The 24810-nt window shown below is 38.2% G+C and carries 21 protein-coding genes and 1 pseudogene; 15 read left to right on the top strand and 7 right to left on the bottom strand.

What is annotated here, in order from left to right; genetic code table 11:
• Window positions 1-318 precede the first annotated feature (318 nt).
• Complete coding sequence (locus MSHOH_RS25150; protein WP_239451305.1) at window positions 319-537, bottom strand: hypothetical protein; 219 nt, start codon at window positions 535-537, stop codon at window positions 319-321.
• 58 nt (window positions 538-595) lie between these two features.
• Here MSHOH_RS25150 and MSHOH_RS09310 point away from each other — a divergent pair, with 58 nt between their 5' ends.
• Together MSHOH_RS09310 and mprF are read left to right on the top strand one after the other, a co-directional pair.
• Entirely contained in the window at window positions 596-1603 is a 1008-nt protein-coding gene (locus tag MSHOH_RS09310) for an RNA-guided endonuclease InsQ/TnpB family protein (protein WP_239451304.1), read from the top strand.
• Window positions 1604-2135: 532 nt separating this feature from the next.
• Window positions 2136-4712 carry a bifunctional lysylphosphatidylglycerol flippase/synthetase MprF gene (gene mprF / locus MSHOH_RS09305; RefSeq protein ID WP_048139140.1) on the top strand — a complete coding sequence of 859 codons (2577 nt, stop codon included), beginning with the start codon at window positions 2136-2138 and terminating at the stop codon, window positions 4710-4712.
• Window positions 4713-4726: 14 nt separating this feature from the next.
• Here the strand turns inward: mprF and MSHOH_RS09300 are convergent, their stop codons facing one another.
• Both MSHOH_RS09300 and htpX read right to left on the bottom strand, forming a co-directional pair.
• Window positions 4727-5428, bottom strand: a complete 702-nt coding sequence (locus MSHOH_RS09300) for a type 1 glutamine amidotransferase (protein ID WP_048139137.1) — start codon at window positions 5426-5428, stop codon at window positions 4727-4729.
• 192 nt (window positions 5429-5620) lie between these two features.
• Complete coding sequence (gene htpX, locus MSHOH_RS09295) at window positions 5621-6508, bottom strand: zinc metalloprotease HtpX (protein WP_048139135.1); 888 nt, start codon at window positions 6506-6508, stop codon at window positions 5621-5623.
• 758 nt (window positions 6509-7266) lie between these two features.
• Between htpX and MSHOH_RS09290 the strand changes: the two genes are divergently transcribed.
• From MSHOH_RS09290 to MSHOH_RS23675, 4 genes are all read left to right on the top strand, one after another.
• Window positions 7267-8070 (top strand): ABC transporter ATP-binding protein, encoded by an 804-nt coding sequence (locus tag MSHOH_RS09290; RefSeq protein WP_048139133.1) that lies wholly within the window; start codon window positions 7267-7269, stop codon window positions 8068-8070.
• Window positions 8067-8819 carry an ABC transporter permease gene (locus MSHOH_RS09285; RefSeq protein WP_048139132.1) on the top strand — a complete coding sequence of 251 codons (753 nt, stop codon included), beginning with the start codon at window positions 8067-8069 and terminating at the stop codon, window positions 8817-8819. The genes MSHOH_RS09290 and MSHOH_RS09285 overlap by 4 nt, the downstream gene beginning before the upstream one ends.
• A 188-nt stretch (window positions 8820-9007) precedes the next feature.
• On the top strand, window positions 9008-9634 hold the full coding sequence (locus tag MSHOH_RS09280) for a LysE family translocator (RefSeq protein WP_048139130.1): 627 nt from the start codon (window positions 9008-9010) through the stop codon (window positions 9632-9634).
• A gap of 286 nt (window positions 9635-9920) precedes the next feature.
• Window positions 9921-10073 carry a DUF3796 domain-containing protein gene (locus MSHOH_RS23675; RefSeq protein ID WP_158024103.1) on the top strand — a complete coding sequence of 51 codons (153 nt, stop codon included), beginning with the start codon at window positions 9921-9923 and terminating at the stop codon, window positions 10071-10073.
• A gap of 189 nt (window positions 10074-10262) precedes the next feature.
• Here MSHOH_RS23675 and MSHOH_RS23670 read toward each other — a convergent pair whose 3' ends face one another.
• A complete protein-coding gene (locus MSHOH_RS23670; RefSeq protein WP_158024102.1) occupies window positions 10263-10421 on the bottom strand; it encodes a hypothetical protein in 159 nt (52 codons plus the stop codon).
• 1387 nt (window positions 10422-11808) lie between these two features.
• On the opposite strand from MSHOH_RS23670, the gene MSHOH_RS09275 reads away from it, so the two are divergent.
• From MSHOH_RS09275 to MSHOH_RS09260, 4 genes and pseudogenes are all read left to right on the top strand, one after another.
• Complete coding sequence (locus tag MSHOH_RS09275) at window positions 11809-13680, top strand: PAS domain-containing protein (protein ID WP_052730790.1); 1872 nt, start codon at window positions 11809-11811, stop codon at window positions 13678-13680.
• A 536-nt stretch (window positions 13681-14216) separates the two neighbouring features.
• Window positions 14217-15971: an MEDS domain-containing protein gene (locus MSHOH_RS09270; RefSeq protein WP_052730789.1), complete on the top strand. Its 1755-nt coding sequence runs from the start codon at window positions 14217-14219 to the stop codon at window positions 15969-15971.
• 150 nt (window positions 15972-16121) lie between these two features.
• Window positions 16122-17237 carry an IS200/IS605 family element RNA-guided endonuclease TnpB gene (tnpB, locus tag MSHOH_RS09265; protein WP_048143321.1) on the top strand — a complete coding sequence of 372 codons (1116 nt, stop codon included), beginning with the start codon at window positions 16122-16124 and terminating at the stop codon, window positions 17235-17237.
• A gap of 216 nt (window positions 17238-17453) precedes the next feature.
• Window positions 17454-18633, top strand: a pseudogene (locus tag MSHOH_RS09260) (IS256 family transposase).
• Window positions 18634-18979: 346 nt separating this feature from the next.
• Here MSHOH_RS09260 and MSHOH_RS09255 read toward each other — a convergent pair.
• Window positions 18980-19348 (bottom strand): hypothetical protein, encoded by a 369-nt coding sequence (locus MSHOH_RS09255; protein WP_052730788.1) that lies wholly within the window; start codon window positions 19346-19348, stop codon window positions 18980-18982.
• A gap of 342 nt (window positions 19349-19690) precedes the next feature.
• Here MSHOH_RS09255 and MSHOH_RS23665 point away from each other — a divergent pair, with 342 nt between their 5' ends.
• From MSHOH_RS23665 to MSHOH_RS09240, 4 genes are all read left to right on the top strand, one after another.
• Complete coding sequence (locus tag MSHOH_RS23665; RefSeq protein ID WP_158024101.1) at window positions 19691-19867, top strand: DnaJ-like cysteine-rich domain-containing protein; 177 nt, start codon at window positions 19691-19693, stop codon at window positions 19865-19867.
• A gap of 345 nt (window positions 19868-20212) precedes the next feature.
• On the top strand, window positions 20213-20782 hold the full coding sequence (locus MSHOH_RS09250) for a hypothetical protein (RefSeq protein WP_048139126.1): 570 nt from the start codon (window positions 20213-20215) through the stop codon (window positions 20780-20782).
• A gap of 293 nt (window positions 20783-21075) precedes the next feature.
• Entirely contained in the window at window positions 21076-21450 is a 375-nt protein-coding gene (locus MSHOH_RS09245) for a DUF1428 domain-containing protein (RefSeq protein ID WP_048139124.1), read from the top strand.
• A 368-nt stretch (window positions 21451-21818) separates the two neighbouring features.
• Window positions 21819-22454: an undecaprenyl diphosphate synthase family protein gene (locus tag MSHOH_RS09240; protein WP_239451303.1), complete on the top strand. Its 636-nt coding sequence runs from the start codon at window positions 21819-21821 to the stop codon at window positions 22452-22454.
• A 234-nt stretch (window positions 22455-22688) separates the two neighbouring features.
• On the opposite strand, the gene MSHOH_RS25145 is transcribed toward MSHOH_RS09240, so the two are convergent.
• The gene (locus MSHOH_RS25145) at window positions 22689-22814 is read right to left on the bottom strand and encodes a tetratricopeptide repeat protein (protein WP_239451302.1); all 126 of its coding nucleotides are present in this window, start codon (window positions 22812-22814) and stop codon (window positions 22689-22691) included.
• Window positions 22815-23126: 312 nt separating this feature from the next.
• Complete coding sequence (locus tag MSHOH_RS25140) at window positions 23127-23621, bottom strand: hypothetical protein (RefSeq protein WP_239451301.1); 495 nt, start codon at window positions 23619-23621, stop codon at window positions 23127-23129.
• 517 nt (window positions 23622-24138) lie between these two features.
• Here MSHOH_RS25140 and MSHOH_RS09230 point away from each other — a divergent pair.
• A complete protein-coding gene (locus tag MSHOH_RS09230; RefSeq protein ID WP_048139120.1) occupies window positions 24139-24546 on the top strand; it encodes a DUF1699 family protein in 408 nt (135 codons plus the stop codon).
• Window positions 24547-24810 lie beyond the last annotated feature (264 nt).

The raw sequence follows: 24810 nt of genomic DNA, 5'->3' as shown, positions 1-24810 counted from the left end.
AAACTCTGTTTTCCCTATTGACAAAATGTTTAAGTATGTTTATAGATATTATAAATATAGTAGCTAAAAATTGTTTATAGATATTGTCAAAAATACCTAGGTTCTCCAGGACGCCAGATCTTTCTGGAACAAAAATAAAAAGAGTTATGGAGCAGTACCCTGAATGCTACTGACTTATAAAATCAAGCATAACCGGGACTTTTCGGAAGAACTCCGAAAGGCGCGAAAGATTGCTGAGTTCTGTATTGAATACCGGACTCAAAACCATACCCTTAACCCGCCCCCAATACAAATACAAAGATCCGGGGCTTCCGGCCATTATCTTCCTGCCTCTCTTCTTTCTCCCTTTTCTTCTCTTTCTTCTTCCCTTTCTTCCTCACTTTCTTCCCAGGTTTTATCGTCCGACTCTTCTAACGAATCATTATCTCTTTCTTCTGTTCCTTCTTTTTCCGACTCACTACCGGGAATGAATTTTTCTCCGGGATCGGGTTCACTTTCTCCAGGGAATGTCAGACATATAGGCCTGAAATCAACCATTTCCGGCCAGATTCTCAGGAAATATTCAAGAAACAGGGAGTTAAAATCCGTAAAAAATGTGAAACTTATTATCCCTTCGAGGGCGGTCAGGGTCGATAGGGAAGAGAAAATCCTTCTTATCCCCTGCCTTAAACTTCTGCTTAACTATCATTTTTCGAGCAACTTCAAGAAAATCTCCCAGATAGAAATCGACAGCATTTACGCTTATGTAGCAGTTGTCTTCCCGGATGAAAAACCTGAGAGTACCGGGCATTACATAGGAGTTGACCGCAATACAAGAGGTCATATTGCAGTTGCTGCAGATCCTGAATCCGGAAAGGTCTGGAAGTTTGGAAAAATGCGTTATCATACGCATAAGAAATACGAAAACATAAAAAAACGGCTCTGCAAGGGTGGCAAACATAAACAGCTGAAAGCTGTAAAAAAAAGAGAGAAGAGCATTGTAAAAAACCTGAACCATAAAATCAGCCGAAAGATTGTAGACATCGCCCTGTATAATGAATGCGGAATTAAGCTAGAGAACCTTAAAGGAATCCGAAAACTCGACAGCAAGGCAGAAGGTGGAGGAAAAGGCAGGAAAAATAGAAACGATGATAAAAAGAAGACCCAACCAGAACGCAAAAGCAAAGAAATGAGTAGAAAAATCGCTCTAAAAAAAGTTAAAAAACATGTGTGGTCAAACGAATATTCCCTGAACAGCTGGTCTTTTCATCAGCTCCAGCAATTTATCGAATACAAAGCCAGGCTGCAGGGAGTAGAGGTAGTCTACATTGATCCTCATGCGACAAGCAAGAAGTGCAGCCGCTGCGGACATAAAGGCCACCGTCACAGCAAGCAATTTGAGTGCCCCCACTGCGGGCACGTTGACCATGCCGATGTCAACGCTGCCTTTAATATAGCATTGACGCCAAAAGGCAACGGTCAATTCTCTGCAGAAAGAGATGCAGGGAAAGGGAGCCCTGATACCCCTCAAAAAGTCCTGGCACGTACTTTCTTCAGAAAACGTACAGCCGGTAAAAAAACTTCTCCACATTTTGCGTGGGAAGTATGTCAGTTTTTAACTTAAGACTTCCAGTAACCGAGCCTTTGTACCTTAATAGTCGGTAATATTGCTCCCGTTAGCGATAGAGAAATTTACCGCCTGGCCAGAGAACCACTTCTCTTGATCACGAAAACTGCGTTTTAATCACTGGTAACTATAAGTGTCTCCGCCAGCTAATCTGGCAGTCCTGCCCAAAAGTTTTTGTTTCTTGCTAGTCTCTTACCTGATATCGAGTCATTTTCATTTTTTTGGTTTTTATTCTCTTTTTTCTCTTTTTTACGGAAAAGACCTCTCTCCTGCGTCGAATATGACAGTTCGGGTGCCTAAGCGAAACTCGGGAAGCGAAACTCAGGAAGCGAAACTCGGGCACAAAGAACTCAGATATCCGAATTATAGAATCTCCAGATAACCACTTACAAAAAATATATTAACTTTAAAAGAGTAGGTGCAACATTAAAAATTTTAATCATAAAATCTAACTCTAAATCTAACTCTAATACGATTCTTAACTCTAACTAAACAGTGAGCCTACAATGCAAAAGGATACTCGATCCTGATGAAAGAAAACGGCAGCAAAAAGGAAAAAGCCCTTAAAGTAAAGAGGCTTGTCAGTTATCTCTTACCGGCTATCATATTTGCTCTGGCTTTATGGACTCTGGATAAGCAAATGAGCTATCTGCATCTGAGCTATGTTCTGAAAAGTATTTCCAGTGTTCCCTTAAGTCACCTTGGGATAGCTGTCTTTCTAACTTCTTTAAGCTATGCTAGCTTAACCGGATACGACTACCTTGCAGCCCGCCATATCAACCAGACCCTGCCTTATAAAGAGGTTGCAAGAACCTCTTTTATCAGTACGTCCATCAGCTATACTGCAGGTTTTAATTTCCTGACAGGAGGCTCCCTCCGCTACAGATTATATTCGGGATACGGGCTGAGCCTGGCTCAGATATGGGACATCATAGTTTTTTGTATCTCTACCTTCTGGGTCGGGTTCTGCTTTATTGCAGGTTTGCTTTTCACATTTTATCCATTGAAGCTGTCTGAGTATGTTCCTGGAATTCCTGTTCCCCTCAATCTTGTAGGGATCCTGTTACTGCTGCTTCTTGTCACTTATTTCTATTTCTCATTCACAAAACTGGACCTGGAGGTAAAAGGGCATAAAATAAGGATTCCTGAGCCAAAAATTGCTTTCATGCAGCTTGCATTGTCCTCAGGAGACTACCTGCTTCCTGGAAGCATCATATATCTCCTCCTTCCCTCAAACTCGCAGCTTACTCTGCTGCATGTGCTTTTATTCTTTGCACTGGCACAGCTGATAGGGCTTATAAGCACCGTTCCAGGTGGGCTTGGGGTTTTTGAGACAGTTATGCTGTTCATGCTGGAACCTTATTTTGGCACGGTAGACATTATGAGGGCTCTTGTACTCTTCAGGTTCATCTACTATTTTGTCCCGTTCCTAATGGGTTTCCTGACTCTGATATTCCACGAGTTTGAAGAGAAGAAAGAGTTCCTAAAAAAAGCCGGAAAGGTCACTTATTCCAGCCTGTCAGAAATAACGCCCCAGATATTTTCTATTCTAATCTTTTTCGGAGGCATTTCCCTCCTCTTCTCCGGAGCCCTACCTTCAGATCCCAGATACCTGCGCGAAATAGCATACATTGTCCCTCTCCCTCTCATTGAGGCTTCCAGGCTTTTTGGAAGCATAATAGGCGTACTGCTCCTGCTTCTGGCAAACGGACTCTGGAAAAGGATTGATGGAGCTTATGTACTTTCCCTCATAGTCCTTCTACTGGGAGGAGTCTTTGCCCTCCTTAAGGACTTTGATTATCACGAAGCTGCAGTGCTCTTTACTATGTTTATTCTCCTGTTTCCCTCAAGGAAGCACTTTTACAGAAAATCTTCTCTTTTGCACCAGTCTTTTAGCAGGGAAAACATAATTGCAATAATTCTGGTGCTCGTAAGCTTTGTCTGGCTCGGGTTCTTTTCATACAGGAATGTGGAGTATTCAAACGAACTGTGGTGGCAGTTCGGGGTTAATTCTCAGGCATCGAGCTTTTTAAGAGCCGTAGTAGGAGTTTTCTTCATCCTGCTTGTCCTCGGGGTCATGAAAATGCTGAGCCCCTTTTCCAAAGATATTCATCTCCCGGGGAATGAAGAACTTGAGCTTGCAAAAGCGATTGTAAGGGACAACAGGGAACCCCTGGGAAACCTGGCGTTTACAGGTGACAAATACCTGCTTTTTGACGACAAAAAAAAGGCTTTTTTGATGTACGGAGTCTCAGGAAAGAGCTGGATTGCTATGGGAGATCCTGTAGGGCAGAGTGACAGGATAAAAGAGTTGATCTGGGACTTTTATGAAATGACCAGGCTGCACCAGGGAAGAGCCGTTTTTTATGAAGTAAGTGAAAAACACATTCCAATTTACCTTGACCTTGGCCTGACTCTGATCAAAATAGGGGAAGAGGCAAAAGTTTCCTTAGAGTCCTTTACACTGGAAGGAAGCGCAGGTAAAGATTTCCGCTATGCAGTGAAAAATGTAGAAAAGAAAGGGTACTGGTTTGAAATTATTCAGCCAGAAAACATAACTGTCCTCACTCCTGAACTTAAACAGGTTTCTGACGCCTGGCTGGAAATGAAAACCGGAAAAGAGAAGGGATTCTCAGTAGGCTTTTTTGACGAGAAATATCTAAGTAATTTTCCTCTTGCAATTGTCAGGAACGAAGAAGAAATCGTTGCCTTTACAAATATATGGGCAGGAGCAGGCACAGAAGAGTTCAGTATTGACCTAATGCGTTACAAATCCAGTGCTCCGGCAATGGACTACCTTTTTGTCAAACTCATACTCTGGGGAAAAGAAAACGGGTACAAACGCTTTTCCCTCGGAATGGCTCCACTTTCGGGCCTTGAAAATAGGCAGTTTGCCCCTCTCTGGCATAAAGTCGGGTCTTTAATCTTTGCCAATGGCGACTATATTTATAACTACAAAGGTCTGAGGGCTTACAAAGAAAAATTCAACCCGGTATGGAGCCCAAAGTACATTGCTCTCCCCACAGGATTTAAGAAAAGCCTTGCACTAAAAGATATTGCAACCCTTATCTCAGGGATGAAAGATCCTTTTAAAGACATCTTTTAAGAGTTTATAATTCTTTAAGAATGAATAATCTTCTCAAACCTGTCCAGTACCGTGAACATAAACTCTTTTGTTCCTGCCAGATACTCTTCCTGTCCGATCATTTCCTCTTTTTTCTGGATAAAAGGCCCGTTCCCCATTTCATTTCCGAACCTTCCGATCATGTTTTTAATTCTCTCATATGTAACCTCGGGATGAAACTGTAGTGCTACAACCCTTCCACCGTAGACAAAGCCCTGATTTTCACATCCTTCGCTCCGGAAAAGGTGTACAGCTCCTTCAGGAAGATCAAAAGTTCTCGAGTGCCAGTGAAAAACCGTGATTTCTTCCGGCAGCCCTTTGAGAAATTCTTGTTTATATTTCACTGCTGCTGCCTTTATGGGGAACCAGCCCATTTCCCTGTGCCCGTTTTCATAGACTCGCGCGCCGAGCACGTCAGCAAGCAGTTGAGCGCCGAGACAGATTCCGAGAACCGATTTTCCTGCATCAATTGCCTGTTTGATAAAGTTTTTTTCGTCTTTCAACCAGGGATTTTCTTCGTAGTCGTAGATTCCCATAGGACCGCCCATAATGATAAGGAGGTCAAAAGAATCAAGGGCTGGTGGGTTTGTAATTTTGTAAAAGCGGGTTGACTCAAGGGGGTAGTTTTTGGTTCTAGCATATTCTTCTATGCTGCCGAGGGTGTTAAGGGCAGAGTGCTGGAGGACGTGGATTCTCATACAAATCTATCTAACTTTTTGGATCAAAAGCTTTTACTCACATATTATAAATTATTATCAATAGAATTCCTTTTCTGTTATGAAGAAGGAATAATGAAGAAGGAATAAACATTTTCGGATATCTGCAGGAGTAGTGGTTCAATCTGGGAGACTAAATCGTTTCTTTACCTTTGTTTTTAACCCGCCTTTTTATTAACTCATTTCCTGTTGCATCTTCTCAAGCTTGGCTATTCTTTTTTCCACAGATGGATGAGTGGAAAAAATGTCCATTATAGAAGAGCCTGAGAGTGCAGGTACTGTGAAAAAGGCATTCATTCCTTCTATTTTTCTGAGATCCTCGCTTGGCACCCGGTCCATAACTCCACTTATTTTCATAAGGGCAGAGGCAAGATTTGAAGGCTGTCCCGTAATAACTGCAGCTCCCCTATCCGCAGAAAATTCCCTGTAACGGGAAAGAGCACGGATCAGGATAAAACTAACAACCCAGACTGCAATGGAAACTAGCCAGACGAGGATAATGCCTCCTCCATCTCTCCTCCTATCCCCTCCTCCCATATGCCCGAAGTAAAGGCTGTAACGGACAATGTAGAAAGCCACTGTTGAGAGAAAACTGGCAATCGTCATAACAGCCATATCTCTATTCTTGACATGGCTCAGTTCATGGGCAAGTACTGCTTCAAGTTCGGCTGGAGAGAGTTTATCCAGAATTCCTGTCGTAACTGCAACAACAGCATTATTCTGGCTCCTGCCTGTGGCAAAGGCGTTTGGTACCTGTGTTCTTACAATTGCAACCTGGGGCTTTGGGAGATCGGCTATTGCGCAGAGCCTGGTAATCATTCCATGGAGCTGCGGAGCCTCACTTTCGGAAACAATATGCGCACCCGTTGTCCAGAGCACCATTTTATCCGAATAAAAGTACTGGATGGCCATGAAAAGACCAACGAACAGAATCATGAAAATCGGAGGTGTTCCATAGTATGAAAGGAACGCTAGGAAGGCAAGGTAAACTACTGCCAGAAGAAACATCGTAAAAAGCATTCGTCCCTGAAGTCCTAAGTCACGTTCCCATTTTCTTTTCATATGTTGTTGCTCCTGCCAATTATAAATAGGCTGTATTATAGGCTGATAACAAGATGGCAATTTTGATAGTGAGGTAAAGTCCGATAGATTAAATTGAATAAAGGTGTCTACAGAACTTATTAATTAACAAATATAAAGAACTGATTAATTAACGAATAACCTCTGGTGTGTAAGAAGTAAACAATGGATATCCTGATAGATTCATAACTGCTCTTACAATTATAAACATTGGTACATCTTATAGACCATAAACTGAACGGATGACATCTGATGGATTCATGAGTAATGCAAATTAAGCCCGAGTCAAATAAACGAATTCAAAGAAGTAAAGTTCAAATATCAAGAATAATAATAGAAAGGCTTTGGCCATTACTTAATTAAAATCTGAAAGCCAGCCTGCTTTTGTCTTCAATAAAACATTTCCTCAAGGATTTAAATCCTTTCCTTTTTAAAAATAAAAGTAAATCCATAAAGAGACGACTTGAAGACATAGTATGTAGTAGAACCTGTTGATACATTCTACAGTTACTTAAATCGGCAGGTTATTTATAATTAGGATTTTAGAACTGAGATGCTATTTCAATAACAGAATTTATAAATAATGTCTTCATTTCAGTAGCAGAAAGATATATTCTTTACAGATATTGTTCTTTATAAATATTCAATTGAACTGCTCAACTTTTCAGGAGCAGAACACTTCTAATTTGAACGTATAAACTAATTCTCTCTTTATTAAAAAAAGAATTTCAGGACCAGTCATGCAAAACATACTTTCAGTTCAATCTCTAACAAAAAAATTCGAGGATTTTACAGCGGTAAAGGGGATCAGTTTTGATGTCGAAGCAGGCTCCATTTTTGCTTTCCTCGGACCTAATGGGGCAGGCAAGTCCACAACCATCAAGATGCTTACAACGGTTCTGAAGCCAACATCCGGAGAAATCAGGATAAACGGCTTCAACGCTCTTAAACAACAGGATGAAGCAAGAGCTTCTTTCGGAATAGTTTTTCAGGACCACAGCCTTGATGAAGAGCTTACAGCCTACGAAAATATGACATACCATGCCGTGATTTACAGAGTTCCCAAAAAAGAAAGGGAAAACAGGATCCGGCAGGCTCTTGAGATCGTAGGGCTCTGGGATAGGCGGAAAGATTACGTAAAAAAGTACTCAGGTGGGATGAAGCGCAGGCTTGAGATTGCAAGAGCCCTTGTCCACTATCCGAAAATCCTTTTTCTGGATGAGCCCACCGTAGGTCTTGACCCGCAGACACGAAAGTCCATATGGACCCATATAAAAAGCCTCAATCAAGAAAGGGGCATGACGATTTTTCTGACGACTCACTATATGGACGAAGCTGAAGAGATAGCCGACGAAATAGCAATTATCGATCACGGAAAAATTATAGAATCCGGCACCCTTGAAAAAATAAAAGCCAATACCGGCACCGAATCACTGGAAGAAGCCTTCCTCAAGCTTACGGGTAGAGATATAAGAGACGAAAATAGCGGCGGAGGAAATAAGATAAGGTTTATGCGAGGCATGGGAAGGAGGAGCAGGAATTGATCGAAGTAATCTACATCCTCTGGCTCAGGCAGCTTAAACACTACTGGCGTTCAAAAGCGAGGCTGATAGGTTCTCTCGGGCAGCCGCTTCTTTTCATGGTCGCATTTGGCTTCGGATTCGGGCCAATGTATACGAGAGCTAGCGGAGGAGCAAATTACATGGACTTCCTCGCACCCGGAATTGTTTCGATGTCAATCCTCTTTACAGCCGTTTTTTCAGGTCTTGAGGTTATCTGGGACAGACAGTTCGGCTTTCTCAAAGAAACCCTTGTAGCTCCAATCTCGAGGACGGAAATCATGGTAGGGAAAACCCTTGGAGGCGCAACCATAGCTATGGTTCAGGGACTGATCGTGCTTAGCCTTTCCTACATGCTCGGGTTCAGGATTCCTGGTATAGGGAGCCTCGGGATAGGGTTAATATTCATGTTCCTGATAGCTATTTTCTTTACCGGCCTTGGCCTTGCAATTGCCTCAAAAATGACAGATATGCACGGCTTCCAGCTGATCATGAACTTCCTGATAATGCCCATCTTCTTCCTCTCAGGAGCCCTCTTCCCTCTTGAAAACCTGCCTCCTGCAATTTATTTCATAAGCAGGATCGATCCCCTCACTTACGGCGTGGACGGCATGAGAGGAGCCCTTGCAGGCATGAGCGTGTTTGGCATTTATAGTGACCTTGCAACAATAAGTGCATTATCTGTCTTTGTCTGTATGATCGGCGCATTTCTTTTTTCAAAGATAGAGGCATAAAAGCCTCTTTCCTTCCAAAAAATAGATTTAAAAGTTCGAAATTTTGTTTAAAATAGTGTGTGGTTATATAGCACTAAACTCTTATCTGTAATTCAATGTATTATTTAAGCCATTAATGTATTAACCTGCACTATTGTCGAATGTTACTATCGTCATTTGAATTGACATGTGAAAAATGAGGCATCGTAATGTTAGATCTTATTGAATATTTAGCTATGGGAGCATTTCTCGGTCTTGCTGCAGGCACATCTCCTGGCCCGCTCCTGGCTGTAACTATCTCTGAAACTCTGCGGTATGGCAAGTGGGAAGGGATAAAGATTGCAGTATCTCCTCTGATTACAGACCTGCCAATAATTTTAGCTGTACTGTTTGTTCTATCCCATCTGACAAGTTCTGATTTTTTTATAGGGATTATTGCTTTTTTTGGGGCCTCATATCTTATATATTCGGGAGTCGAATCCCTTAAAATCAAAAAGGACAGTATCGAATTAAATGTAGAAAAAAAAGATGCCCTTAAAAAAGGAGTTATTGTCAATTTCAGCAATCCGCACCCATATGTATTCTGGCTCTCCATAGGCGGCCCGATAATTTTTAAGAGTTTAAGCATTCATATCTTGGCTACAGTCTTATTCATTGCAGGTTTCTATCTACTTCTTGTAGGGTCAAAGGTAATTGTCGCATTAATTGTAGAGAAGTCAAAGTTCTTTATTAACAGCAAATATTATTTTTCCATCGTTCAGTTTCTGGGGATAGCCCAGATTATTTTTGGATTGACTTTTATTAAGGTGGGCATGGGGTCATTGAACTTGATTTGAACTATTCTGGGCAGAGCCGCCAGACAGGCTGGCGGGGTCTTAAATACCATGTAAATTTAAATGCCCTTTCGGTTAACAAAGAAGAGAGAAAAGAGAGAGAATGTAAAAACATGAAACAACACGTAGGTTCAAAACAGGCAAGCAGATAAAACTTATACCTAAAAAATAAATGCACTCGAAGATAATCACCGGAAAAGCGAGCAAGAAAAACGAAAATTTTCAGATTAACGAGTTACAGGAATTCATTTTCAGGAAATCTTAAATATTTACTTATATTATTTTCACTATGAAAAATAAAAAAAATTTAGGTTATTTTGGATTTTTTGGATTTTTAGGAATTCAAGGAATAGTGGGAATCGCAACCGAAAGCTATGGAATGGCAGGATATGTTGCCTTTTTTGCTTTCTTCATCTTTTTTAAGTATTTTAAAGAAAAATGACTTTAGACTTCGCTTTTGATTTTAGACTTCAGCTTTATCCTTCGGTAGATAACGCCATTTCCATTTATAGTGACTGAGTAGCTCACGAATGTTTTACGGATCGGATATTCACCAAGTCGTACCCGTGACTGTTTAAGAAACAGAACATCACAGATATACCGGACAAAAAGAGCAGAGGCAGCAAGGATTTCAGATATTTGGCTTACTCCGGATATTATGACGAAGCGTGAAGAACAAAAGGAAGAGCATAACAAGACCGATAATTGCCAGGGTAAGGACGCATCCAAAAGCTGCATCAGGAGAGATTTGTTGACTAATAGCTTCAGCATTACCTACCAGTGTAGACATATTATACTATTAATATCTAAAACATAAATAAATTTCCAGGCCCTTGAAGGGCAAAAATAAACACTAATTTGAGCTTTTTTTTCAGTTAAATCCAAACTCAAAGTTCAGGTCAATATAATCCTCAATAGAGCCACAAATCAAATATAAGCTAGGGACAAATCCAGAAATGATAAAAAAGAGGCAATATCTCCGGGTCCAGTTTAAAAGTAGATGGTAGGGTCTGAGTCCCTATTCTCGAGGTCCCTACCTGCGATCCAACCCATAGATTAAGAGGAAACCCTATTACCCTTAATCCAGACATATATAATAACAGGGTTATATATATCATAATTGATGCAAAAAATTAGTTCATATTTTAAACTTTAATATAATTGAATAATTATATTGTATTGAAAATTTTAATTACATTGAAAATAACTCGAGTTACATAAGAAAATCTCATGATAGGCTTGAAATATTTTACGTTAAATTATTTTTTGTTTGGAAACAATTTTTTGTATAATTAATTTAAAATAATTTATCTTATTAGTATATTCTGGAGTTGGGAAGTAAGATGGGATAGAGAGTTGGGGAAAATCTACCGCATAAAGAATTACCCGGGGGTCGCTGATCCTTCCTTCGAATCGATATGCTTGGGGGAGCATAACATTCGAAGAGACTGTATCGGGGGATGCAGTATGGATCCAGTGCCTCTAGGTTTCTTCTTACTATTCTTAAATTCCTGTTTTCCCTTCTATCACGTTTTTCACTTTCAATATGCAGATATACAGGGCATTTACTTAGGTAGGATTATAAAAAGGTTTTTCTAATCGAAAATTTGGATACAATTAAATAACCATAGTATCTTAAAAATTTTAATTTCCTCAAAATGATGCACTCTCATAAGCATTATATATAAAAAGTTATCCTAGGCTTTAAATTTTCAACATTAAACTTCTTTTCGCTTAGAAGCAATTTTTGATATAATTAATTTAAAATAAATTATCGTCTTAGTACTTTTAAAACTACAAGCAAAAAAATTTCATCAAAATTAATCTGCTTAATCGGTATTTACTCTTCGAGAAGTACTGCTGGAAAATAAAAAATTAGCAGAACTATAGACCTTGTTAAAAGTAATATTGCAGGACAAAGCTACCTATTAGCTCCTTCCACTATACTTTTAGATGAAAATACATGTAAAAATTAATCAATAATAGAACCTTTTCTTAAAAACGAGGGATGGGAGAAAAAATGAGATGATCGCAAATAATTGTAAAAACCCTGTGTGCAAAAGAACTGAAACTACAAAATTACAAACCAGTAATAAACCTCAGCGTTTCGAGTACTGAATAATAAAATTCCGGAAGTAAAATAAATGCCTCAAAATAATTGTTATTTTATAAGAAATATGCTCGATACAATGCTTAACCCTATCTGCTATAAAGACAGGAATGGAATTTATGTTAGAGTAAACAGAACTTTTGCTAGACAGATTGTCGGTCTTCCTGAAGAAGAGATTATCGGATATACTCTGCCTGAAGTGGCCAGCAAGATTGTTGAAAAGTTTCCCGAAAGAACTTTTGTAAACGAGACACTTCTGCTGGAGCATGTAGCAGAGTGGAATACAGATGATACCGAGCTTCTCAATCGTGGCGGAGCAAGCACACATGAGTACGAGGGAATTTGTGCAGACGGAATAAAAAGAACTTTCCTGGTAAATAAGTCGACCTTTGACAATGAGGAAGGTGAAATTGCCGGACTGGTTACAGTACTCCAGGATATTACAGAACTTGATGAAGTAGAGAAGAAGCTTAAGAAAGACGAGGAAAGATATCGAGTTGTTACGACACAAACAGGACAAATCGTATTTGATTATGATATAACAAATAAGAAAATTTCCTGGTCTGGAGCTACCAGAAAACTTATGGGATTTGATTCAAAAAACTTTAAAAGTACAGGTCTCGATGTATGGTTAAATCGAGTTCATCCGGAAGAACGGGACAGAATCTGGCAGACTTTTGAAAATTGCATAAAATGTGGGGAAAATCTCTGTATGGAATACAGATTCAGGAGGATGGATGAGAGCTACGCCTGGATAGAAGAAAAGTTGATCTGCCTGAAAGATGAAAAAGGCAGTGTAAATAGAGCTCTTGGTGTGATGAAAGACATCACCGAGAGGAAGCTTGTCCAGGAAAGACTGGAGTTTAGTGAGGAGAACTATCGGTCGTTTATACAGAATTTTAAGGGGATTGCCTTCCAGCTGGATGAAAATTTTTTCCCGGAGTTTATGCATGGCCAGGTAAAAGAAATAACCGGATATAGTGAAGAAGAGTTCCTTTTAAGGCGAGTTTCATGGGTGGGAATTATTCATCCTGAAGATTTGCCACTTGTCCTTAAAGATATAGAAGACATCCGAGTATCATCTTATAATTTATCTAGGGAGCTTGACTTTCGGATCATGCATAAGAGCGGCAAAATAATATGGGTGCACCAGTCTTACCAGAAAGTCCAGAGAAAAGATGGAAGACCTGATAAATACCAGGGGACCGCCTATGATATCACTGAGAAAAAAGAGGCAGAAAAAGCTCTGGAAAATCTTGAAATTGCCCGTAAAAAGGAAACGCACCATAGAATCAAAAATAATCTTCAGGTAATCTCCTCTCTTCTGGATCTCCAGGCTGAAAAATTCAGAAATAGAAAGACTATTAAAGCCTCGGAAGTCCTTGAAGGCTTCAGGGAAAGCCAGGACAGAGTAATGTCTATTGCACTTATCCATAAGGAACTGCATCAGGGAGGAAGAGATGATGCTCTGAATTTCTCGTTATATCTTGAAAAACTTGCTAAAAATCTTTTCCAGACTTACAGAGTTGGAGACACTGATATCAGTTTAAACCTGAATATCGAAGATGATATATTCTTTGACACGGATATTGCCGTCCCATTGGGAATGACCGTTAATGAGCTGATATCCAATTCCTTAAAGTATGCATTTAAAGGTAGGGACAAAGGAAAAATTCAAATTAAACTCTTTAAAAAAAAGGACAGCAGTAAATTAAGCAGTAGAGAAGAAGAATCTGCTCGAAGAAGCGCTCGATACGCCTTGATAATTTCCGATAACGGATCTGGCATTCCGGAAACAGTTAATCTCGAAGACCCCGGTACGCTGGGCCTCCAGCTGGTAAATAGTTTAGTGGACCAGTTAGATGGTAAAATTCAGCTAAAAAGAAACGGTGGAACGAAATTTACCATAAATTTCAGTGCTACAGAAAATAATAGATAAGCCTGCATTTATCTTATCGGACCCATGTACTTAAGTGTAAAGTATTTGTCCCCTTGATATATCAACAAGCTACCTTAAATAAATGAATCTGAAATTAGATATCACCCGGATTTTTCTTAAATTATTGCAAGTACTTGGAGTAACTTCTTATTATACCAGCTATAAATGGTTAATACAGGTATTTCCAGGTTTGAAAAAAATACGCTCAGCAGTTTGAAAATAATATTTTATGTTTAGAAAGTATTGACATTTTATGTATTATCTTTACTGAAATTAAACTTAATATTTCTCCTTTGAGAAAATAAATATTATATATTATCTAAATCTCGAAGTTTTCATTATTGATATAATCAATATTTGCTACAAATAACTTTCAAACCATTCATTTTCTAAAAGGCCAGTATATTATCTATTTGGTATAAATAACTACCCGATAAATTCCTTTATGTTCAAAGAAGAAATATTTCGGCTTCCTGATTGAAATAATAATTTCATTTGTTATTATTGGATATTCGTTCTGTTGGGGAAAATATGGAATGGAAGGAAGAGTAAGGATTTCTGGCGTCGAAACTATCGGAAACATATCATGGGGGACACATTTCTGCCAGTTCTACAAGACGAAAGAAGATTTGATGGATGTAGTTGTTCCTTATTTCAAAGCAGGACTGGAAAATGATGAATTTTGTATGTGGGTCACATCACAACTTCTTGATGTAGAAGAAGCAAAGGAAGCCCTGGTAAAGGGCGTTCCTGACTTTGATGTTTATCTACAGAGAGGGCAGATGGAGATAATCTCGTATGATAACTGGTACGCAAGATATTATATTTCGGATTCAAGCAATCCTATAAGAAATGGGCTTGAGAAGCTCAACCAGAAAATCGCTAAAGATTACGATGGTTTGAGATTAAGTGGCGATTTTTTCTTGTTAGAGGAACGCAGGCAGGACTTTGCTTATCGTGAGGGAGAAATAGATAGCGTCATCAGCAAATATCGTATGATAACTATGTGTACCTATTCCTTCGAAAAATGTAATGTAGCCGGGATTGCTGAGATAGTCTCGAACCATCAGTTTATTCTGGCTAAAAAGGAAGGAAAATGGGAGCGAATAGAAAACTCCGGTAGAAAGAGAGCTGAAGAGGCAGAATCCAGGCTGAAAGGAGTACTTGATAACCTGGAAAATCTGGTTAAAGCACGTACAGCTGAACTTGAAAAAACTTATAACTCCTTAAAGGAGAACGAGATGAGGCTTTCAGAAGCCCAAAAAATAGCCCATATCGGAAGCTGGGACTGGAATCTTGTGACTGGTGAGGTATACTGGTCTGATGAATTATACCGCATTTTTGGGCTTGCACCTCGAAAATTTGGCTTGCCTTACAATGAGATTCTGGATTATATACATCCCGAAGACCGGAAATATGCGGATACCGCTATTAAGAGATCCTTAAACGGAGAGCCTTATGAGATTGATTATCGAATAATTACAGCTGATGGAGCAGAACTTATAGTTCATGCTCAGGGTGGTGCTGTCTTTGATGAGAACAATAATCCTGTTTTTATGAGCGGAACAATTCAGGATATTACAGAACGCAAAAGAGCTGAAAAAGAGCTCGAAAAGATACAGGAGACTCATATAAAAGAAATCCACCATAGAATAAAGAATAACCTGCAGGTCATTTCTTCTCTTCTCAGCCTTCAGGCGGAAAGGTTCAGTGATGAAAAGGTGCTTGAAGCTTTCAGGGAAAGTCAGAATCGTGTGGCTTCAATGGCTCTGATTCATGAGGAGCTTTACACAGGAAACAAAATAACTACTCTTGATTTTGCAGATTATCTTCAAAAATTGGCTGTGGACCTCTTTTCCTCGTATAATCTTAGAAACGACAATATCAAACTGAAACTGGACCTTGAACAGATATATCTCGGTATGGATACCGCCATACCTCTTGGAATTATTGTTAACGAGCTGGTTTCAAACTCCCTGAAACATGCTTTTCCGGATAGAAGGGAAGGGGAAATAAGCATAGCCTTGAAAAGAGCGGAAAAGTTTACTGTTAATGGAAAATGTTTCAAGTTAGAGAACGGATGTACAGAAGAAAATTTCAATTATGTACTTGCAGTATCTGACAATGGAATCAGTATTCCAGAAGGAACAGATTTCCGAACCGCTGATTCCCTTGGGTTTCAGCTTATAAACATTCTTGTTGAGCAGATAGATGGCTGTATCGAGCTTAGAAAAGATAAGGGCACAGAATTCATAGTCTCAATTTGCAAAATAGAAAAAATGAGCAAGTAACCCTAATTAATGCAGTGACAGTCATTTAACTTTAAGGCGTGAAGTCCCCTTCCTCGGAGCGAAGCGACAGGTGGGGGATGAAAGCCGTCAACTTCACTATATTAAGTTTAACAAAACCTATATATTTCTTTAAAACGCATAATGTATAGTATGTTAAAAGCCTACAAATATCGAATCTACCCTAGCAAAAAACAAAAGGAAATGATACAAGTTCATTTTGGTGCATGTAGATTTGTCTATAACTGGGCTTTAGAACAAAAGATAAAAACTTATGAACAAACTGGGAAATCAATATCGAGGTTTGATTTACAGCACATTTTAGTCCATGAAGTAAAACCTTCTAACGAATGGTTAAAAGAAGCTAATTCACAGGCTCTACTTGCCTCTTTAGTAAATGTAGAATCAGCATTTACTAAATTCTTTAGAGAGAAATCCGGATTTCCCAAGTTCAAGTCTAAGAAAAATCCGGTTCAATCATATCAAATGCCTCAACATTATGCGGTAGATTTTGAGAAGCAGATAATTAAGCTTCCTAAAATAGGTGAAGTTAAAACCATACTTCATAGAAGGTTTGAAGGCAAACTTAAAACCGCAACAATTTCAAGATCAAGTACAGGAAAATATTATATCAGTATCCTTGTAGATAACGAAAAAGATATTCCTGAAAAGCAGAACTTTTCAGAATCAACTACAATAGGTATTGATGCAGGCATCAAAGATTTTGCAGTTCTATCAAATGGAGAAAAGGTTGAAAATCCAAAATACCTTGAAAATTCTCTAAAAAGAATGAAATGTTTGCAAAAAAGAGTATCGAGAAAAGTTAAAGGCTCTAAGAATAGGAATAAGGCTAGACAGCATCTTTCAAAAATCCATGAAACTATTAGCAATCAGAGAAATAATTTCCAGCATCAACTCTCTTTTAGACTGATTAGCGAGAACCAAGCTATTGCGCTGGAAACTCTGAATGTTAAAGGTATGGTAAAAAATCATTGTCTGGCTCAGTCTATTTCCGATGCTTCGTTGAGTAGTTTTGTAACAAAATTAGAGTATAAAGCTGAATGGTTGGGAAAAACCATTTTACGAATAGGAAGATTTGAGCCATCTTCTAAATTATGCAATGTTTGTGGGTATCACAATTCCAATCTAACTCTTGATGTTAGAGAGTGGACGTGTCCTGGTTGCAAAACAAAGCATGACAGAGACATAAATGCTGCAATCAATATCAAAAAATTCTCTCTTCAAGATCAAAATCTTATAGTTATCTGACACCTACGGAACGCAGGGGATGAGCTTGTGGACTTGCGAACAGTAGTTCGAGGGATGAAGCAAGAAGCCACTTCCTCGCTTTCATCAGAAAGCAGGGAGGGGTAGTTCACTAGGGCACTTTTACAAACGACAGCGCGTTTTTAGTATTGCATTAGACTCTATTTTTGAGTCTAAGTATGAGATCCGGCAGTGTACCGAAAGTTCTGTAAAATATGATTGACTCTATATCCTTTTCCTTTCACCACAAAAAAAACAGGATGCAGAGTCAATGGTTAATGTCGTCTCATTTATAAAAGATTATCTTTTCGATCAGGAAGATGGAATTCGCCAGTTAATTACCTGGTTTTTAAACCTTGTAATGGAGGAGGAAGCCCTCCTCCAATCTGGTGCAAAACGTTATGAGAGGACTGATTCTCGCAAAGCTAGTAGAAACGGTTACAAACCCCGTACTCTCCTGACCAAGTATGGAGAACTTGAATTATTAAAACCTCAGTTCCGTGAGTTTCCCTTTGAAACAGAGGTTTTTGAGAAGTATTCAAGAGTTGAAAAGGCCATTTTAGCTGCCGTGAGTGAATCTTATCTCCAAGGTGTTTCCACCCGAAGGGTGGATAAGATCATGACTGCTTTAGGAGTAGAGGGAATCTCAGCCTCTTCTGTTTCCAGGATTACTAAAGAACTTGATCAAAAGGTTGAAGAGTTCTTATCAAAGCCAATAGAACACGAAATTCCTTATCTGTTTATCGATGCGACTTATCTCAAAGTGAGAGATGGACTTCACTATGAAAATAAAGCTCTTTTCATAGTTGCCGGAGTCAGGGACGACGGTTATCGTGAGATTCTTGGAGCAAGATTAGCAGACAGTGAAGACTCTCTATTCTGGCAAGATCTATTCGAAGACCTTAAAGTAAGAGGGTTAAGAGGTGTCAAGTTAATTGTTTCTGATGGTCATAAAGGAATACAAAAAGCAGTTAGAGAGTCCTTTGTTGGATCAAGCTGGCAAATGTGTCATGTCCATCTGATAAGACAAGCCCTAAAAAAGGTTCCAAAAAAGAAGCAAAAAGAAGTAGCAGATAAAATAAAAGAAGCATTGGTAGACCGTCAGAAGTTACAGGAATTGATTAGAGAACTGGATAAAATGGGATATAAAAGCGCAGCTGATACACTTGAAAGTTTCCAGTATGATGTAATGAATTATATGCAGTTCCCGGAAAATCATTGGAGAAGAATAAGGACAACAAATATCATGGAGAGAACTAACAAGGAGATAAAAAGAAGAACTAAGGTAGTAGGGGCATTCCCGAGTCAGGAATCAGTATTGAGACTACAAGTCTCAATACTGATTGATATTAATGAAGAGTGGATTACAGGAAATAAGTATTTAATAATGGAACAGTAATCAAAAAAGAAGAGGAAAAAGGTATAGAGAATTTTACAGAAATTCAGGCACACTGCCCGGCAACTTTAAAATACTAGAAAAAATAGCCTATATTCAGAATCATAATGAGGAAATTTTAGGAAATTCTGTTATGGATTTCCTAGAAAAAATCCAGGAAGGTTAAGCAACTTTAAGATTCTGCTCATACTAGCTTAAGTTGCAGAAAGGAGGGTAAAAATAACAAATAACACTTAAATATCACTTTGTCTTCAGCATTCTCTCTTACAAAATAGTTTTTTATAAATCAATTCTTATTTTTTCTGTATTAATATTGATCTTATATTTCCACTAAATCCTGCAAAAATCTCTACTTCCTTACATACATGCTTGCACCCAGTACCGTTGTAAGCAACCAGATAAAGCTTATGAAAGGAATGCTATTAGATTTCTGAGTAGAGCTGTAATTCCCTTCCTGACCTCTTGCTGTCTTCGTTTTCTCTGCCATTCCTGTATCTCTTTCCTTATTAACGGTTTGAGTTTCTTCCTGCTTACCCATTGTTTCTGTATTTTCTGTTACTCCGGTATTGTTTGTTTTATTCACAGTTTGATTTTCTTCTTGCCGCTTACCCTGAGCTTTCAGTTCCTCGATTACCGTGTCCCTATCTGAAACTGGATGTTTTCCCGGAAAGCCGACAGCTACTCTGAAAAGCTGCTCATCGAGATGTGTGAGCCCCATAAATCCGCTAGAGTACTATTTGCAGCACTCCGCAGCGAGCCATGAACCGAAGACTGGATTTCTCTGGCTTATCATCGAGTATTGGGATCGGGAGGAATTGTCGGCTTGTTGTAGAACTGCAAATGATTGCAAAAAGAATTATCTTAGACCGACAGGTTACTGGCAGGGGAAATCAGTTATCAGGAACATTGTTTCAAAACCGCTTTAATATAGAACAACAATTATAAAAATACTCTTAGTTTTTAGCATTTGCATAGGAACTGAAATGCATGAAATGCATGTAATCTTAGACACCAATATTTACTTAGACACCAGTATTTACCAAAAATCCGGGGTGAATTTATGAGCGACGTATGTCGTAACTGTGGAGGCAGTGGAAAGGAAAAATGCTGGAACTGTGACGGAGCAGGCGGAACGTGGAGAGAATTTGCAGGCGATAGGGAGTGGGAAGAATGTCCCCTATGCTGGGGAGATGGATTTAACAGTTGTATCAATTGCGACGGGACAGGCAGGGTCTAAATAAGCCTGGAAGAGTAAGGATAAAAAGAGAACAATAAGGATGAAATCTAACAGTAGGATAAAAATCAATTAACTTATTGAAGATAGCTTCTTTTGTAGAATCTAAAAGATAGAAAACCAGCGAACTTTTAAAGATTCAAAGAGCACGTCTCAGGGTTGATCATTTCTTTTATTTAGCGTTAGACTTTTTCGAGGATCTTTTTAGATCATCAGATCATGGTTCTCAGAACACGCGCACAAGGACCGAAAAAGAAACAATTTTAAAGGGGCAGCCTGTGCTGTCCAACATAAATTTTCGATCGTGGATAAAGGAATAAAAATCTGTACTTTCTGGGGGGTGTAGATGTGGCTCAGGAGATTAAAGAGCAAATTGAAGTTGATAAGCAAATTGTCAATAAAAAACAAGTTAACGATAAAGAACAAATTGATTATAAAAAACAAGATAATAAAAAACAAATTGATGACCTGATTTCAGAATCAGATATCATGCTGGAATCTTTACGTGAATTTTTTTATTCGGTTCCCATTCAATGCGATCCTCATCTTGGTGCAGGAGTCGGTAGCGTGTCTGACCTTCCCAAAATGTGGGAGCATGATCCGGATATGAAGTTCGATCCTTTTGAAGATCCGACTCTTTGCTACAGATGGTTTAAACTTACTAATGACCAGTTTCTTGTGCAGGATGACTTATTTAGAAGATATATAAACTGGGCTTTATCTTCCAGAGATTTCATAGAGAAACTTCTTCCTGAAAAACTGAATGATTTCGATGAAGAGTCAAAGACCGTCAGGAACTGGATTGAAATGAGCAAACGGTTACCATCGGATGATAACGCAGAAATGTTTTTGCAATTTAAAAGGCATTTTATAAGCCAACAAAATATAATTTTTGCTTTATTGGAAAAGATCCAGTAATAAATGCTTTCTGATTCCCCTGTTCACCATATAGTCTAACAGCTATATATCTTTGATAATTCTAATTATTGTTTTTAAACTGATTTTAGATACGCTGAATAGTTACCTGAATAATGGTTACTGAGAGATTAAAATATCATGGTAATAAAAGAGATTATAGTCATCGAGAAGAAAAAGTGCAAAAGCCCAACCAGCAGTTGTACTTTGTATTTATTTTTTCCGGGGTCAAAAACGTGAATGTCTGTATCGTCAATCTAGACCAGAAAGGAAATTAGGAGAAGAGGGAAGAGAATATGGGAAATGCAGAAAGATATGTGGACGGATTTTTAATTCCTATACCTAAAGACAAAGTAAGCAAATACAGAGAAATTGCTCAAAAAGCAGGTGAGATCTGGAAAGAGCTTGGTGCTTTAGAGTACTACGAATGTATTGGGGATGAACTGGATATCGAAGAAATGGTTTCTTTCAAAAAAGCAGCTAACACTTCTGAAGGAGAAACCGTAGTTTTCTCATGGATTGTTTATGAATCAAAAGAGCAAAGAGACAAAGTAAATGAAGCAGTTATGAACGATCCAAGAATGAAAGAAATGATGGAGTCAGGCAGCCCTGATATATTCGATTACAGGCGCATGGCTTATGGCGGCTTCAAAACACTGGTAAATCTTTAACCTGAAATTTTGACCTGATTTTTAGCTCCAGCCGACCGCAAATACCGCGGCGGCTTTTTTGTTAATTTAAGACTAATTGAAAAAGCTTTATAGATTTTTGAAACTAAAATTTTTGTGGACCCGGCTTTTCAGGATTAAAAAATCTCTTCTTACAATATAGGGTAACTCCATTTGGATTAAGGTACAAAATACCAAAAAGTATTATTTTTTTTTATGTCATATATCTGAGAAAGTATTGGAAAAATACTATATAGTAATCAAAACTGTGCATAAAATCCGTTATTAATTAAGTCCAATGAAGATTATTTATAGTATTTTAAGCAAAGACATAGGGGGGTAATTTTCTGGGGATACCAAAATTCAAAAGATTGCCAGGACATATTGCTATAATACCGGACGGCAACAGAAGATGGGCTCTATCTAGAGGTTTAGAAAAACATGAAGGATACGACAACGGAATAGTTCCGGGTCTGGAATTATATGATATATGCGTAAAAATCGGAATAGACGAAGTTACTTATTTTGGATTCACTCAAGATAACACAAAAAGGCCTCAGGTTCAAAGAAAAGCATTTGTAGATGCCTGTATAAAATCAGTTCAAGAGATTTCTAAACGTGACGCTGAATTACTTGTACTAGGGAATACTAGTTCGGATATGTTTCCAAAAGAGTTGCTTGCATATACAAAGAGAACTAAATTTGGGAAAGGTAAAATAAGGATAAATTTTTTGGTAAATTATGGCTGGTATTGGGATTTAACGTATGCATTTGATAACTCTTCAGATAGTAAAAAAATGGTAGAAAGCATTGCATCAGCAGAGATTCCAAGAATAGACTTACTTATCCGGTGGGGAGGGAGACATAGGCTCAGCGGAATGCTTCCGATTCAAACAGTATACTCAGATATATATGTAGTCGATGAAATGTGGCCGGATTTTAAGCCAGAACACTTATACAGTGCACTGGAGTTTTATCAGGATCAAGATATTACATTAGGTGGATAAAGCAGCCCCTGTCTGGTCCGCAGGCTGAGATTTCCCGAGAATAAAGAGTTTCCGGGCAGTTCTTTTAGAGGCAGTAATTAGTCATTTCCTCCTTAGATGGAGAATAACTTGACTTATAACTTGACTTCGTCAGATTATACAGTTACTCCAATTGATGTTGTTGATTTCACTATGAAAGTACATCTGGCATATGAAATCTGGGGAAACTTTACTTTTAATGTGACCTTAGTCAAGTTAATCGATTTTCTTTAATTTTTCGAGTGTCCTTTTTACTCCCACCCTGGGATTAAGTTTCAATGCGGTTTCAAAATGTTTTATCGCCTCAGCATTATTTCCCTGTAAATGGAGTATTTCTCCCAAAACTCTATGAATTATCGATCTGGTGCCTTTGTCAGAAAATTTTTTAATCCTTTTTTTAGAGGAATTATAAGTGCATCATATTCTCTGGGATCGATGTTTTCAGAAAGGTCTACTTTCAGTTCTTTAATGGCTTCAAGAAACTCAGTATCGTTCCCAACAATGATGCAGTCATGTCTATATAATTTAGAATCAATGAAAGTTCCTTCAAAGGTATAACGGTAAACTCTATTCTTATCGTGTATTAAATAAAGGACTTTTCTTTTAGTATCAAAGCGGTACTTTTTTGCCCAGTTAAGTTCAGGTCCGATTGTTTCAGGTATTTTTTTTCCATAACAGTTTTCTATTCTTTATATCAAAGAAAAACAATTTACAGCTATCCGACTTACCGGTACTTTCTAAAGCCTGGCAAACAGCGAAACTCCCGTCATCTGAAATGCTGGCAGGACCCAGATTTGCCTTGAATCTTTGTTTTATTAGAGTCTCTCCGTCTGAATTAATTATATGGAACACTCCGTACATGCCCTTAGAAGTCAAATCGCTGAGAATAAACACTCCAGAGTTTGAAACCATTCCGTTATCAGGGTGCCTCATTTTAGCTTGAAGTTTTACTTTCCCTCCTTCCAATAAAATATACTTCCCATTTTCATTTTGATCTTTCCATGTTAAAATGAATTTGCCTTTTGGTGATTGATGATATTCTCCCGTAAAATCGCCAGCTGATAGAATATTGTCAGTAATCGAATAATTTAGTTTGGGAGATTTTTGAGAGATTTTTGCTTTGTTTTTAAGGACATCTAATAAACCCATGTAATAAACACCAGAAACATGTATATCTTACTTAATCAAAGACTACTCGCCGTGTATAAGCATCTAATTCTTTATAATATTTTTAGATCTGATAGGCTTTTATTGCTTTTTATACTTGATTCTAGCTGAATACATTTTTGTCTCAGGAAGTAAACACCGGAACTCTTATTGTGAGGATATTTGCATGTATGGAAGTCTCATGAAAGTTTGAAGCTGTGGAAATGAATGAATAAAATAATTAAGCTAAACTTTGGAAGCAACTATAGTGGAATTGAGAGTAAAAATCGAAGCAAAAAACAAAATAGCTTTAGAAAATAGTTTTTATTTCATTTTTGACGCCACTAAATCAAATTAGTAACCTTATTAGTAACCTTATTAGAACCTTATTAGTGACCTTATATAATTCGTGTCTGTCTTTAAATACTACCTAAATAATATTAGCTTAATAAGAAAAATATTTATAATAAGTATGTATAATTTATATTATTGTAAATAAAAATAAATAGAGGGGGAAAACATGAAAATTAGAGTGGTCAGTTCTAGAGAAGAAATCTCTACACTTAACCCAAATGAGCGTATCGTACACCTGACATTCAGACCTTCAAACAAGGATATCTTTGAACTGGTAGAAACATGCCCGAGGATTGAAGTAATTCAGTTGCCTAAATCTTATATGGCTACTGTCTCAAAGTCCATAGAAATGTTCCTTCAGATGCAGAGAATCCAGCTTCTCGAAGGAGATATCTGGGGTCACAGGAAAGACATCAATGAATATTACGTAATTCCACCCCTGCTACTTGAAAACATCAAGGAAATGAAAATAGAAGGTAAATCCACTGAGGAGATTGAGAAGATGGTTTCAAGTGAAAGTAAGCTAAAACCCGAAATGGTCGCTTATCTCCTGACAAAAGAAATTTCTGTTTGAATTCAAGTAAGTAAAATACTTTTGCAGGTGTTTTGCCAGAGATTAGATCGAGGGTTTTACTGGAGATTGGTGGATAGAAATGGCTTGAATTTTCCGTTCTCTAATCTCCAACTTAAATTTTGATACTTTTATCCTGATACTTTTATCCTGATACTTTTATCCTGATACTTTTATCCTGATACTTTTATCCTGATACTTTTGTCCTTTTATGGCTTACTTATGAATAAGTGAAACAATCCTACATCCAATAGAGAAGAATTCTTG

The organism is Methanosarcina horonobensis HB-1 = JCM 15518 (genome assembly GCF_000970285.1).
GTDB lineage: Archaea > Halobacteriota > Methanosarcinia > Methanosarcinales > Methanosarcinaceae > Methanosarcina > Methanosarcina horonobensis.
The sequence above is the reverse complement of the archived record's forward strand: the minus strand, read 5'-3'. Positions and strand labels throughout refer to the sequence as shown.